This is a genomic window from Paracoccaceae bacterium Fryx2 (assembly GCA_032334235.1).
In the GTDB taxonomy this organism is placed as follows: Bacteria; Pseudomonadota; Alphaproteobacteria; order Rhodobacterales; family Rhodobacteraceae; genus JAVSGI01.
This window is the reverse complement of the sequence record JAVSGI010000003.1, coordinates 410,175-423,930: the sequence shown is the minus strand read 5'-3', so window position 1 is coordinate 423,930 and position 13,756 is coordinate 410,175. Positions and strand designations below refer to the sequence as shown.

The 13,756-nt window shown below is 68.0% G+C and carries 11 protein-coding genes; 2 read left to right on the top strand and 9 right to left on the bottom strand.

Annotated features, from left to right (window positions below; genetic code table 11):
• Positions 1–9: 9 nt before the first annotated feature.
• The 4 genes from RNZ50_03105 to RNZ50_03090 form a co-directional block, all read right to left on the bottom strand.
• Positions 10–1,320, bottom strand: a complete 1,311-nt coding sequence (locus RNZ50_03105) for an extracellular solute-binding protein (GenBank protein ID MDT8854034.1) — start codon at positions 1,318–1,320, stop codon at positions 10–12.
• Positions 1,321–1,504: 184 nt separating this feature from the next.
• On the bottom strand, positions 1,505–2,680 hold the full coding sequence (locus RNZ50_03100; GenBank protein MDT8854033.1) for a Gfo/Idh/MocA family oxidoreductase: 1,176 nt from the start codon (positions 2,678–2,680) through the stop codon (positions 1,505–1,507).
• A gap of 2 nt (positions 2,681–2,682) precedes the next feature.
• Positions 2,683–3,741, bottom strand: coding sequence for a sugar phosphate isomerase/epimerase (locus tag RNZ50_03095; protein MDT8854032.1), 1,059 nt, complete (start codon positions 3,739–3,741; stop codon positions 2,683–2,685).
• The gene (locus RNZ50_03090) at positions 3,738–4,805 is read right to left on the bottom strand and encodes a LacI family DNA-binding transcriptional regulator (GenBank protein ID MDT8854031.1); all 1,068 of its coding nucleotides are present in this window, start codon (positions 4,803–4,805) and stop codon (positions 3,738–3,740) included. The genes RNZ50_03095 and RNZ50_03090 overlap by 4 nt, the downstream gene beginning before the upstream one ends.
• A gap of 530 nt (positions 4,806–5,335) precedes the next feature.
• Between RNZ50_03090 and RNZ50_03085 the strand changes: the two genes are divergently transcribed.
• Positions 5,336–6,694, top strand: coding sequence for a GntP family permease (locus RNZ50_03085; protein ID MDT8854030.1), 1,359 nt, complete (start codon positions 5,336–5,338; stop codon positions 6,692–6,694).
• Between the two features lie 69 nt (positions 6,695–6,763).
• On the opposite strand, the gene RNZ50_03080 is transcribed toward RNZ50_03085, so the two are convergent.
• From RNZ50_03080 to RNZ50_03065, 4 genes are all read right to left on the bottom strand, one after another.
• Positions 6,764–9,001, bottom strand: a complete 2,238-nt coding sequence (locus RNZ50_03080; GenBank protein ID MDT8854029.1) for a VWA domain-containing protein — start codon at positions 8,999–9,001, stop codon at positions 6,764–6,766.
• Positions 9,002–9,010: 9 nt separating this feature from the next.
• Positions 9,011–9,814 carry a CbbQ/NirQ/NorQ/GpvN family protein gene (locus tag RNZ50_03075; protein ID MDT8854028.1) on the bottom strand — a complete coding sequence of 268 codons (804 nt, stop codon included), beginning with the start codon at positions 9,812–9,814 and terminating at the stop codon, positions 9,011–9,013.
• Between the two features lie 113 nt (positions 9,815–9,927).
• Complete coding sequence (locus RNZ50_03070; GenBank protein ID MDT8854027.1) at positions 9,928–10,281, bottom strand: ribulose bisphosphate carboxylase small subunit; 354 nt, start codon at positions 10,279–10,281, stop codon at positions 9,928–9,930.
• Between the two features lie 21 nt (positions 10,282–10,302).
• Positions 10,303–11,724, bottom strand: a complete 1,422-nt coding sequence (locus RNZ50_03065) for a form I ribulose bisphosphate carboxylase large subunit (GenBank protein MDT8854026.1) — start codon at positions 11,722–11,724, stop codon at positions 10,303–10,305.
• Positions 11,725–11,834: 110 nt separating this feature from the next.
• Between RNZ50_03065 and RNZ50_03060 the strand changes: the two genes are divergently transcribed.
• Entirely contained in the window at positions 11,835–12,782 is a 948-nt protein-coding gene (locus tag RNZ50_03060; protein ID MDT8854025.1) for a LysR family transcriptional regulator, read from the top strand.
• Here RNZ50_03060 and RNZ50_03055 read toward each other — a convergent pair.
• Positions 12,736–13,698, bottom strand: coding sequence for a sodium-dependent bicarbonate transport family permease (locus RNZ50_03055; protein MDT8854024.1), 963 nt, complete (start codon positions 13,696–13,698; stop codon positions 12,736–12,738). The two genes, RNZ50_03060 and RNZ50_03055, sit on opposite strands and share 47 nt — an antisense overlap.
• Positions 13,699–13,756: the final 58 nt, after the last annotated feature.

The following is a 13,756-nucleotide window of genomic DNA, read 5'->3' as shown; positions in this document are numbered from 1 at the left end:
CCGGGGAGGTCAGAGCTTGCCTTCTTCCTTGAAGACCTCGGTCCAGTCGGCGACCAGACCGTCCAGCGCCTCCTTGGCGGTGCCCTTTCCTGCCACGACGTAGTCATGCATCCGCGACTGCATCGCCAGCAGCAGTTCGGCATAGGCCGGCTCCTGCCAGAAGTCCTGCACCGCGCCCATCGCTTCGAGGAAGTCGCCCGCGAAGGCGCTGGAGTCCTTGAAGGCGGGGTCATTCACCACCGAGTTGGCGGCGGAATAGCCGCCAAGCTGGGACCATTTGGCCTGCACCTCTGGCTGGGCAAACCACTTGATGTATTCCAGTGCGGCGTCCTGCTTTTCGGAATAGCTGACGACCGAGATGCCCTGACCGCCCAGCGTGGAGCCTGCGGTGACCTGCGGCGGGTTCACGAAGAAGTCGATCTTGTCACCGATCTCGGGGTCGGCGGCGAGGCCGGGGAAGAAGGCGAACCAGTTCATCGCCAGCGCCACCTGCCCGGATTTGAACGCGTCGAGGCTTTCGCCCATGTAGGCATTGGTGTAGCCGGGCGGGGTCGCGGTGTCGTAAAGCGCCTTGTAGAATTCCAGCGCCTCGACAGCGGCGGGCGAGTTGATCGCGCCTTCCATGTCATACTTCCCCGGCGTGTTTTCGTATTTGACGCCCCAGGCATAGAGCGCGCCGGTGACGCCCATGGTGATGCCTTCGGACCCGCGCTCGGTGAAGATCGACGCACCATAGACCGTCTTGCCGTCGATCTCGCGCCCCTGGAAGAATTGCGCGATTTCAAGCAGTTCGGTCTGGGACTTGGGTTCGGCCAGATCGCGGCCGTATTTTTCCTTGAACGCCGCTTGAATCTCGGGGCGGGCGAACCAGTCCTTGCGGTAGAACCAGGCATTGGCATCGGCCATCGCGGGCAGGGCGTAGTAGTTCGGCGTGCCCTTGGGCCATGTGGAATAGGCATAGACGGTGGCGGGCATGAAATCGTCCATGCTGATGCCCGCGGTGTCGAAGAAGTCGTTCAGCTTGACGTAATGGCCGTTTTCCGCGCCACCGCCGATCCACTGGCTGTCGCCGATCAGCAGGTCGCACAGCTTGCCGCCCGAGTTCAGCTCGTTCAGCATCCGGTCGGCAAAGTTGGGCCAGGGCACGAACTCGAAGTTCATCTTGTGGCCGGACTGGGCCTCGAAATCCTTCGACAGTTCGACCAACGCGTTGGCCGGGTCCCATGCGGCCCAGCACAGGGTCAGGTCTTCCGCCTGTGCCGCTGCGGCACCTGCGATGATCGCCACGGCGGACGTGGCGGCAAGAAATCTGCGTGTCATCTCGTCTCCTCCCGGGTTGACTTAAGTGCCGGATCGAATCCGTCCGGCCTTCGTTCTTGGGAATGAGGATAGCGAAGCGGGCAGGGCGCTGTAAACGGATTTTTGAGGTACGCCCCTCATTTCTGCGAGGCGACCGGCCCGACGTTGTGGGCGCAGCATCGGGCCGGTGTCATTGTCTTTTAGATCAGAGGTTTGGCTTGACCCATGCGCCGTTCTTGCGCGACGAGCGCACGCAGGCATCGACGAAGGCCACCCCCGCCACGCCGTCGGCCACGGTCGGATACACAACCTCCGGTTCAGGGGAGGTGCCCGCCTGTGCCGCCCGGATCGCCGCGGCCGCTTCCAGATAGATGTTGGCGAAGGCTTCCAGATAGCCTTCGGGGTGGCCGGGCGGCACCCTAGTCATCCGCGCGGCCTCCGGCCCCGCCCCGGCGCCGCCCCGGGTGATTCGCTGGCGCGGCTGGCCCAGCGGCGTGAACCACAGCGCGTTCGGGTCTTCCTGGCACCAGTCGAGCCCCGCCTTGGTGCCATGCACCCGCAGGCGCAACGCGTTTTCATTGCCGGTCGCCACCTGGCTGCACCACAGCATCCCCCGCGCCCCGCCCTGAAAGCGCAAGAGCACATGGCCGTTGTCATCGACCCGCCGCCCCGGCACGAAGCTTTGCAGGTCGGCGGCAAGGCTTTCCAGCGTCAGGCCGGTGACGAAGGAGGCGAGGTTGAAGGCATGGGTGCCGATGTCGCCGGTGGCCCCGCCGGCACCAGACCGCGCCGGATCGGTGCGCCAGTCGGCCTGTTTCTGGCCCGTGGCCTCGATCGGTTCGGCCAGCCAGTCCTGCGCATATTCGACCTGCACCACCCGGATCTCGCCCAGATCGCCCGCAGCCACCATCGCGCGGGCCTGCCGCACCATCGGATAGCCGGTATAGTTGTGCGTCAGCACGAAGACCGCGCCCGACGCTTCTGCCGCCTTGGCCAGCCGTTTCGCCTCGGGCAGGGTGGCGGTCAGCGGCTTGTCGCAGATCACGTGGATGCCGCGCCGCAGGAATTGCAGCGCCACGGGGGCGTGCATGTGGTTGGGCGTGACGATGGCGACCACCTCGATCCCGTCCTTCAGCCGGGACTCGCGGGCGGCCATTTCTGTGAAATCGGCATAGACGCGGGTCTCGGGCAGGCCGAGGTCGGCGCCAGAGGCGTGCGACTTTTCCGCCGTGGCGCTGAAGCAGCCCGCCACCAGATCATACTGGTCATCCAGCCGTGCCGCGATGCGGTGCACCGCGCCGATGAAGGCATCGCGCCCGCCGCCGACCATGCCCAGCCGGATGCGCGGCGCGCGCGCCGTGGTTTTTCCCTCGATCGCCATGGTCAGCCCTCCAGCCCCAGCATCCGGCGGTTGGCGGCCTGATCGGTGCCGCCGCCTGCGAAATCGTCGAACGCCTTTTCGGTGACGCGGATGATGTGGTCGCGCACGAATGCCGCGCCTTCACGCGCGCCGTCCTCGGCGTTCTTCAGCGCGCATTCCCATTCGACCACCGCCCAGCCGTCAAAGCCGTATTGCGTGAGTTTCGAGAACACCGCGCCGAAATCCACCTGCCCGTCGCCCAGACTGCGGAACCGGCCCGCCCGGTTGACCCAAGGCTGGTAGCCGCCATAGACCCCCTGCCGCCCGGTGGGGTTCAACTCGGCATCCTTGACGTGGAACATGCGGATGCGGTCGTGGTAGATGTCGATGTTGTCAAGGTAATCAAGGTGTTGCAGGACGTAGTGGCTGGGGTCGTACAGCATGTTCGCCCGGGCGTGGTTACCCACGCGTTCCAGAAACATCTCGAAGCTGATGCCGTCGTGCAGGTCTTCGCCCGGATGAATCTCGTAGCATAGATCGACCCCCTTCTCCTCGGCATGATCGAGGATCGGCCGCCAGCGTGTTGCCAGTTCGTCGAACGCGGTTTCCACCAGCCCCGCCGGGCGCTGCGGCCAGGGGTAGACGTAGGGCCAGGCCAGCGCGCCGGAAAAGGTGACATGCGCCGTCAGCCCCAGATTGCGCGAGGCGGTCAGCGCCAGACGCAGCTGTTCCACCGCCCATTCCTGCCGCGCCTTGGGGTTGCCGCGCATCGCGGGCGCGGCAAAGCCGTCGAACGCAATGTCATAGGCCGGATGCACCGCCACCAGCTGCCCTTGCAGATGGGTTGAAAGCTCGGTCACCACGATACCGCTTTCGGCGGCGATATCCTTGAATTCATGACAGTAATCGACCGATTCCGCAGCGCGGGCCAGATCGAACAGCCGCGCGTCCCAGCTTGGCACCTGTACGCCAACGTATCCGCAATCGGCTGCCCAGCGGGTGATCGAGCGCCAGTCGTTGAACGGGGCCGCGTCGCCCGCGAATTGCGCCAGAAACAGCGCCGGTCCCTTGATCGTCTTCATGATGCCTCCCTGATGTCATCCTCGGTGTCGTCGGCCAATGCGGGCAGGTTTTCGCGGAGCACCACCTCGATCCTGATCTGCTCCTGCCCCGCGTCGATCGGGCTGTGGTCGATCTTGCCGCGCAGCACCCGCAGGGCCGAGCGCACCAGATGCCCGACGTTCTGGGTGATGACGGCATCCATGCTGCCCGCCTCCAGCGCCGCGCGGACATGCGGCGTCAGTTCATGCCCGATCACCACCAGCCTGCCCGCCAGCCCCCGGTCGCGCAATGCCTGGCTCAGGTAGCGATGCCCGCTGCCCAGAAGGTAGATACCGCCGACCTCGGGCGTGTGGCGCAGGGTTTCGGTGATGGCCTGCCCGAGGATGCGCGCCGAGCCGTGGCTTTCCAGCGTCGGCAGCGCCGTCACCTGCGGAAAGTCGCGCAGCATGACCTCGTCGAAGCCCAGCCGCCGCTCGTTGCTTTCGCGCAGCAGCATGGATTGCGCGAGCACGATCACCCTGGCAGGCCCCGCCCGCAGGAAGCGCCCCATCAGCACCGCCGCGGTGCGCCCCGCCGCGCGGTTGTCGATGCCGACGAAATGGTCGCGCTCGGTGTTCGGCAGGTCGGACACCAGCGCCACCACCGCCACGCCGCGCTGGCGCAGCGCCCGGATCGCGTCGCGCAGGATCGGGGTTTCCGGCGCCATCAGCGCCACACCCGCCACGCCCTGCGCCGCCAGTTCGGCCAGCAGGTGCGCCAGCGCGTGCGGGTCTTCGGCGGGAAAGCGGCAAAGCTGCACCTCGCTGCGCAGGCTGGCGGCCATCGGGCGGGCGGCGTGCAGCGCCGAGACCAGCGTGCCGACGAACTGGCTTTCGGTGTCGGGCAGCACGAAGGCCAGCCGGTAGGTGCGCTGCCGCGCCAGATTGGCCGCCGCCACGTCGCGCACATAGCCCAGCCGGGCAATCGCGTCCTGCACCGCGCGGATGGTCTTGTCGCGCACGCCCGGCCGGGCGTTCAGCACGCGGTCCACGGTGGCAAGGCTGACGCCCGCCTCTCTGGCGATGTCGTTGACGGTTGGTCGCACGGCAAGTCCCCCCCCTGGGGGCGACTATCCCGCCAAGTCTGAGGTACGTCAATCAGCGCCGTGGTCCAAGGCCGGGGCATCCGGCCGCGGCGGGCCGGTGCAGACCGTCCGGCCCGGGACGACACCCGGCCGCAGCCGTCAGGGGAATGGCAACCCCGAATCGGGATGATGGGCAGGGTCGGTGCGATCGGGTGTCTGCGCGGCTGCAAACGGCGGGCCGGGGCGGCAGGAAACTGCCGCTTTCGTGCCGGTAGAGGGTGGCCGCTTCAATCGGCCACGACATTCAGCATCTTTTCCCCTGGCACCGGGCCCCTGAACCACCCGCGACAAGGCGTTCCGTGTCGGGCAACGGGGCAGCCCTGGTCGGCACCACCCATGGCGGGCTTGGCCATGCGCCGGCCAGCCCGGAGCATTTCCCGTTCGCCCGAAGCGGCCGCCAAAGACCGCGGCCCCTGCCGGAAATTGCGGTTTGGGCACCTCGCGCTTGCCCGCGAACTCGGCTATGCTGCATCGCAGCAAAAGGAGGTCACATGTCCGCGCTGCCGCTCGTCCTGTCACTGGCTCTGCTGATCATCGGGGCATGGCGCGGGGTTTCGGTGCTGTTGCTGGCGCCCGTGCTGGCACTGTCGGCCGCCGCGGCGACGGGTATGCCGGTCCTCGCAGGCTATACACAGATATTCATGGCGGCGGCGGGGGGCTTCGTGGTGTCGTTCTTCCCGTTGTTCCTGCTGGGCGCATTGTTCGGCAAGGTCATGGAGGCTTCGGGGGCCGCCGCCCGCCTGGCCTCGGGGATCGCCTCGGCCCTTGGCCCGAAGAACGCCATTCTGGCGGTGGTCATGGCCTGCGCGATGTTGACCTATGGCGGCGTGTCGCTGTTCGTGGTGGCCTTTGCCGCGTGGCCACTTGCGCGCGCGCTGTTCGCCACGACCGGCCTTCCGGCGCGGCTGGTCCCGGCGACGATTGCGCTCGGGGCCTTTACCTTCACCATGACCGCCTTGCCCGGCACGCCATCGATCCAGAACGCGATTCCCATGGCGACCTTCGGCACCACGCCCTTTGCCGCGCCCGGCCTCGGGCTGATTGCGGGCGCTGTCATGCTGGGGCTTGGCGTGATCTGGCTGCAAACCCGCGCAACGTCGCTGCTGGGCGATGCCGTGCCCGTTGTTCCCGATGCGCCGGCCAACGGCGAGCCGATCTCCTTCTGGATCGCGCTGCTGCCGATCCTGTCGGTGGGGCTGGTGACGCTGATCATGGGCAGCTTCATCCTGCCTGCGCTGGATACGGGGTATCTTGCCGGGGCAGTCTATGGCCAGACCGAGATCTCGCGCGTCAAGGGGCTGTGGTCGGTCATCACCGCGCTTGGGGTGGCGCTGGCGCTGGCGCTGATCCTCAGCCGTCCGCCGCAGGTGATGCAGGTTCTGAACTCCGGCGCGGAATCCGCGCTTCTGCCGCTTTTCAACACCGCCAGCCTGGTCGGCTTTGGCGCGGTCATCGCCTCGTTGCCGGGGTTCGAGGTCTTGCGGGCAAGCCTGGACGGGCTGTCGGGCGGGCATGTGCTGATCTCGGCGGCGCTTTCCTCGGGCGCCCTGGCCGGAATCACCGGGTCGGCTTCGGGCGGGATGTCGATCGCGCTGGATGTGCTGGGGCCGACGCTCCTGGCGCAAGGTGCCATCCAGGGCGTGGACCCCGCGCTGCTGCACCGGGTTGTCGCCGTTGCAACCGGCGGCCTTGATACGCTGCCGCACAATGGCGCGGTGATAACGCTTCTGGGAATCTGCGGCATGACCCACCGCCAGGCCTATGGCGACATCTTTGTGGTGGCGGTGCTGGTGCCCACGGTGGCCTGCGTCCTGATCATCGCGCTCGGGATGGCGTTCGGAAGCTTCTGACCCGCAGAGGCCGCAACAGGGATCGCACCGGGCGATCCCTGCGCTGTTCATGCCGCCCCAGCCCGAGGGTCAGCGCGTCAGGCCGGCGTAGAGCCGGGGAAGGCGTTCGGGCAGGCGGTCGATCCGGTCGAGGATCTGGTAGCCGCGCGGGCCGAAGATCTGCGCCACATAGCCATCCGCCTGCGGGTCGAGCGACAGGCAGAAAGGCTGCACGCCCTGGCGGGTCACCTCGTCCACCGCGGCGCGGGCGTCGTGGCGCAGGTGCGCGGGGTCGCGCGTGTCGATGTCGGCGGGCGCGCCGTCGGTCAGCACCAGAAGCAGCTTGCGCGCCGCGCGCTGCTGGCCGAGGTGCCAGCCCGCATGGCGGATCGCGGCGCCCATGCGGGTCGAAAGGCGGCCCTCCATTCCGGCCACGCGGGCTTTGGGCAGGGGGCCCCAGTCATCGCTGAAGTCCTTGAACCGCTGGTAGAACACGTTGTGCCGCCCGTCCGAGCAGAAACCGTGCAGCGCGAAGGGGTCGCCCACGCGATGCACCGCCTCGGCCAGCAGCACGGTCGCCTCGCGTGTCATGTCGATCAGGCGTCGGCCGTCCTGCCCCACCGGGTCGTTGGTCGATTCCGACAGGTCGAGCAGCAGCATCACCGCCACGTCGCGCGTGCTGCGGACCAGCCGCATCATCACCCGCGGGTCGGGCTGTTGGCCAAGCCGCATGTCCAGCCGCGCGGCAATGGCGGCGTTCAGGTCGAGATCGTCGCCTTCCTCCAGCCTGCGCAGGCGCCGCACCCCCTGTGGCTGCATCGCCTCCAGCACGCGGCGCATCCGGGAAAGGACCGGGCGGTGGTCGCGCAGGATCGCCTCGGCAACCTGCGGATCGCCCGGCTTCGGGCGCTTTTCCAGCACGGTGGCCCAGTCGGGCCGGTGCAGGCCGATGCGGTGGTCGAACTCGGGGTAGGTGCGGGGCGGCGAAACCGGCTCGCGGCCCTCGCGCGCGTTGTAGCTGATGCCGTCATCGTCGAAGAACTCGGTGGCGCAGACCCAGACCTCCTGCGCATCCTCGCCCGCGGTCTCGACCTCCACCTCGTTCACCATTTCGGAGACCGAGACGTAAAGGCGCCGCTGTTCGGGGGCGGGGGCGTCGTCCCAGTCGCAGTCATCCGCCTCCCACAGCGCGCGGTTGTCATCACGGTAAGGGGCGGAAGGCGGCGGGAGCAGGGCGCCAAGCCGCTCGGCCAGCGTCAGGCCCAGGGCGCGCGATGTCGCTTCTGTAGAGAGGTCCGCGTCCTTGAAGGCCGCGCGTGCCCAGAGGGCATGGGGGTCGGTCGTCTCTGCCTCCGGCAGCAGCAGCGCGCGGGCGATCCGGTCCAGCGGGCCGTCGCCGGTGTGGAACCGCGCCCAGAGGTCGCGCAGGCGCGGGAAGCGGGCGATGGCCAGCGCCTCGGCGCGGGCGTCCTCGATCAGGCCGATGCAGGCGCGCTGCAGCAGCGAGAGGCCGTCCATCCCCAGCGGCGCGCGCCGGGCCACCACATGCGCTGCGGCATGGGCGGCGGCGGCGCGGTAAAGATCAAGCCCCGCGATCCCCTGCCAGTCATCCCAGGCGTCGGGCAGGTGCAGCGTGCCGTCCTCGATGAACGGCCGCAGCCCCTCACGCGCCTCGTAGTCGCCCGAGGTCGGCCGCATGGCGAAGTCGCGGCCCCAGAGCGCGCGCAGATAGGCGCCGATCCGGCGGTGGATGTCGACGAACAGCACCCCCTTGCGTTCGCGCTGCAGGACAGCCTTCGCCTCGGCGCTTTCCAGTGCAAAGTAGCGCAGAAGTTCCGCGTGTTTCGTCCGGTGCGCCTCGGCGCCCCACAGCGCCCAGCGGCGCAGGCCGCCAAGGGTCAGCACGCCAAACAGCTCGTCCAGATGGTCGAGCATCGGGCGCAAGGCCCGCGGCGCCTGCGCCAGCAGCACGTTCAGAAAGCCCAGATAGGCCCGGAACAGATCGGCATCCCCCAGCCGCCGCGCGGCCAGAGGCGCCGTCGCCAGCACCTGCGCGATCACCGCCCCCGAGGTGCGCGAGGCGAGGCCCAGGCATTCGCGGGCCAGATCGGGCAGCACATCCTCGCCCAGTTCGCGCGCAAGCGGCGGTGCAGCCTCGATCCAGGCGCAGACCGGCTCTTCGCCCCGGCCCATGCGGTGCAACGCCTGCGCCCCTTCGCGCCAGACCTCGCGCCCCTGCGGCGAAAGGCTGCGGGCGGCTTCGGGTGCAAGGGTCGCCAGAAGGGCGCGCGCGGCCGCGGGCAGGTCGTCAAGCTCTGCAAGGGTCATGGCCAGACCTCAGAAAAAGGTGATGACGGCGGCGTCGAGCGCGTCGCGCATGTCGGGATCGTCGGTGATCGGTCGGACCAGCGCCATCCGGCAGGCCGGGACCGGTGCTACCCCTTGCGCGATCAGCCCGCCGGCATGGACCAGCATCCGGGTCGAGATGCCCTCGTCCAGCCCGTGGCCCTTCAGGTTGCGCGCCCGCTCGGCGATCGAGACCAGCTTGTCGGCGGTCGCGCGGTCCACGCCCGCCTCGTGCGCCACGATCTCGACCTCCACGCCATGGTCGGGCCAGCTGAAATCCAGCGCGCCGAACCGCTGCTTGGTGGATTGCTTCAGATCCTTCATCAGGCTCTGGTAGCCGGGGTTGTAGCTGATCACGAGATGGAAGTCGGGGTGCGCGCGCAAGAGCTCGCCCTTCTTTTCCAGCGGCAGCACGCGGCGGTTGTCGGTCAGCGGGTGGATCACCACGGTGGTATCCTGCCGCGCCTCGACCACCTCATCCAGATAGCAGATCGCGCCGTGACGGGCGGCGAAGGTCAGCGGGCCATCCTGCCAGCGCGTGCCTTGCGCATCCAGCAGGAAGCGGCCGACAAGGTCCGATGCGGTCATGTCCTCGTTGCAGGCGACGGTGACCAGCGGCTTGCCCAGCCGCCAGGCCATGTGCTCGACAAAGCGGGTCTTGCCGCAGCCGGTGGGGCCTTTCAGCATGACGGGCATGTGCGCGGCATGGGCCGCCTCGAACAACGCGATCTCGTCGGCCACGGGGCGATACCAGGGCTCGTCGGCGATGCGGAAGGGTCGGGTGATTTCGTCCATGATGACCTCGGGGAAAGGGGGGGCCGCGCAACGGGCGCGGCTGGGGCCCGCTGCGGAAAGGATGCGGCGGGCAGGGTGCCGCCCGCCACCGCATGGGGTGGCGGGCGGCGGGATCAGACGGCCGCGCCGCGATACACGACCATGTTGGCGCCCTGGCTCTGCGACAGGTTGTCGTAGCCGATCAGCCGGACGTGGTTGTCGGGGTTGGCCTCATGACAGGCTTTCAGCTCGGCGAGGATCACATCGACATCGGTTTCCCCGAACATCGGCAGCTTCCACATGTACCAGTAGGTGCCCGCGGCAAATTGCGGCTCGGTATGTTCGATGGCCGGATTCCAGCCGTTCTTCACGATCCACACGACCTGACTGCGGATCTCGTCCTCGGTCATCGGCGGCAGATAGGAAAAGGTGCCCATCTTGCGGCTGGCCGGGTCCGACAGCCGCGACTTGTAATCCTGAACGCTCATTGTGGTGTCCTTTCCTGTGGCTCAGCGGTGCTGCACGTCGAGCTTGTCGACGGTGTCGAATTCGAAGCGGATCTCTTTCCAGGTCTCCATCGCCATCCGCAATTCGGGGCTGGTCCTGGCGGCCTTGGTCAGGATTTCCTTGCCTTCCTTTTCCAGGTCGCGGCCGTCGTTGCGGGCCTGAACGCAGGCTTCCAGCGCCACGCGGTTGGCGCAGGCGCCCGCGGCGTTGCCCCAGGGGTGGCCCAGCGTGCCGCCGCCGAACTGCAGCACCGAGTCATTGCCGAAGATCGAGACCAGCGCCGGCATGTGCCAGACATGGATGCCGCCCGAGGCCACCGGGAACACGCCCGGCTGCGGCCCCCAGTCCTGATCGAAGAAGATCCCGCGCGACCGGTCGGTCTTGATGAAGCGGTCGCGCAGCAGGTTGATCCAGCCGATGGTGGCTTCGCGGTCGCCTTCCAGCTTGCCGACCACGGTGCCGGAATGCAGGTGGTCGCCGCCCATCAGCCGCAGGATCTTGGCCAGCACCCGGAAGTTGATGCCGTGGTTCGGGTTGCGGTCCATCACGGCGTGCATGGCGCGGTGAACGTGCAGCAGCATCCCGTTCTTGCGGCACCAGCGCGACAGGCTGGTGTGCGCCGACCAGCCGACGGTCAGATAATCCGACATGATGATCGGGGTGCCGATCTCCTTGGCGAACTCGGCGCGCTCGTACATTTCCTCCATCGTGCCGGCGGTCACGTTCATGTAGTGGCCCTTGCGCTCGGAGGTCTCGGCCTCGGCCTTGACGATCGCCTCCTGGCAGAACAGGAAGCGGTCGCGCCAGCGCAGGAAGGGCTGCGAGTTCACGTTCTCGTCGTCCTTGGTGAAGTCGAGCCCGCCGCGCAGGCATTCATAGACCGCGCGCCCGTAGTTCTTGGCCGAAAGCCCCAGCTTCGGCTTGATGGTGCAGCCCAGAAGCGGGCGGCCGTATTTGTCCAGCAGGTCGCGTTCGACCTTCATCCCGTGCGGCGCGCCGGGGCAGGTCATCACGAACCACAGCGGGAAGCGCACATCCTCCAGCCGCAGGGCGCGCACCGCCTTGAAGCCGAAGACGTTGCCCACCAGCGAGGTGAAGACGTTGACGACCGAGCCTTCCTCGAACAGGTCCATCGGATAGGCGATGAAGGCATAGAAGGCATCGTCGCTGCCCGGCACGTCTTCGATCGCGTAGGCGCGGCCCTTGTAATAGTCCAGATCGGTCAGAAGGTCGGTCCAGACCGTCGTCCAGGTGGCGGTCGAGCTTTCGGCGGCGACCGCTGCTGCGGCCTCCTCGCGGCTCACGCCCGCCTGGGGCACCACCTTGAACACGGCAAGGATGTCGCTGTCCTTCACCTGATATTGCGGCTCCCAGTAGATGGAGCGGTAGTCCTTCACACCGGCGTCATATGTCTTTGCGGCCATGGGTTCCTCGCTTGCCTTTGCCCGATGTCTCGGGTCGGTTTCCGTATGCCGCCTTGCATGAATAAACCAAACTGAATAGTTTTTAGTCTCAGAACAGGGAAAAGGTTATCATGCGCTGCACGTTCCGACAGTTGCAGGTGTTCGCCGCGGTGGCGCGGCACGCCAGCTACACCCGCGCCGCCGAAGAGCTGCACCTGACCCAGCCTGCGGTCTTTGCGCAGGTCAAGCAGTTGGAAGAGTCGCTCGGGCTGCCGTTGCTGGACCGGATCGGCAAGCGGCTTTACCTGACCGAAGCGGGGCGGGCGGTGGTCGAAACCGCGCGCGAGACGCTGGGGGGGATCGAGCGGCTGGAGATGCAGCTGGCCGACCTCCAGGGCCTGCGGCGGGGGCGGCTGAAGATCGCTATCGTCTCGACAGTGCAGTATTTTCTGCCCCGTCGGCTTGGAGAGTTCTGCACCCTGAACCCTGGCGTCGAGGTGGCGCTGACCGTCACCAACCGCCAGACGGTGATCGCGCGGCTGGCCGCGAACGAGGACGACCTCTGCATCCTGGGCCAGCCGCCCGAGGGGCTGGATGTGGTGGCAACGCCCGTGGCGCGCAATCCGATCCTGCTGCTGGCGCGGGCCGATCATCCGCTGGCGCGCGCGCGCGACCTGCCGTTCGCGCAGCTGGCCGGAGAGCCCTTCATCCTGCGCGAGCCGGGGTCGGGCACCCGCGCCGCCGCCGAGAGGTTCTTTGCCGAGTGCGGCATCCGGCCACGGGTGCGGATGGAGCTGGGCTCGAACGAGGCGATCAAGGAGGCGGTGGTGGCGGGGCTGGGGCTGGCGATCCTGTCGCAGGACACGATGGCGGCCGAGGCGGCGACGCCCCGGCTGGTGGCGCTGGACGTGCAGGGCTTTCCGCTGATGCGGGTCTGGAACGTGGCCTATCCGCGCGGCAAGCACCTGTCGGTGGTGGCGGCGGCCTTTCTTGCCCATCTGACCCGGACCGCGCCGACCCCGCCACGCCCCGTCAGGTCGCCAGCCAGAGGTAAAGCGGCAGGCCCAGCGTCAGGTTGAAGGGAAAGGTGACGCCCAGCGACATGGTCAGGTAGATCCCCGGTTCGGCCTCGGGCAGCGCAATGCGCATCGCCGCCGGAACCGCGATGTAGGAGGCCGAGGCCGCCAGCACCGTCAGCAGGAACAGGCTGCCGCCCGACAGCCCGACCAGCCCCCCCAGCCCCAGCGCCATCGCCGCCCCGGCCAGCGGAATCAGCACCCCCGCCGCCAGCAGGCCGGGCGACAGCAGGTGGCGGTTTCCGATCAGGCTGCGCCCCGCGGTCACGCCCATGTCAAGCAGGAACAGGCACAGGATGCCGGTGAAGGGCGTCACGATGAAGGGCGCGATCATCTCCATCCCGCGGCCGCCGGTCAACGCGCCGATGGCGAAGGCGCCGACCAGCAGCACGATCGAGCCGTTGGCCAGCAGTTCGCGCCCCAGCCGGATCGGCCGCGCCGCAGCCCCGCCGCCGCGATGGGCCAGCCACAGCGCCGAGACGATGGCCGGCGCCTCCATCGCCGCGGCGACGGCCACCATGTAGCCGTCGTAGGCGATGCCCGCCGTGTCGAGCAGGCTGGTCGCGGTGACGAAGGTCACGATCGAGATTGACCCGTAGTGCCCCGCCACCGCCGCCGCATTCAGCCGGTCGAGCCGCGACATCACCCGCAGCAGCGCGAAGGCCACGAAGGGGACCGCCAGCGACAGCGCCACCCCGGCCAGCAGCGCCAAGAACAGGTCCGAACTGACGCCATGGTCGGCAAGGCTGACCCCGCCCTTGAAGCCGATGGCCAGCAGCAGGTAGATCGACATGAACTTCGCCGCGCCACCGGGGATCGACAGGTCGCTACGCGCGAAGGCCGCGATCAGGCCAAGCGCAAAGAACAGGATGGTCGGCACCAGAAGGTTTCCGGTCAGGATATCGAGGGTGGACGGCACGGCGGGCTCCTTGCTGAGGTCACCGCCCGGATGCACTGGCCGCTTGCATAAGCCCAAT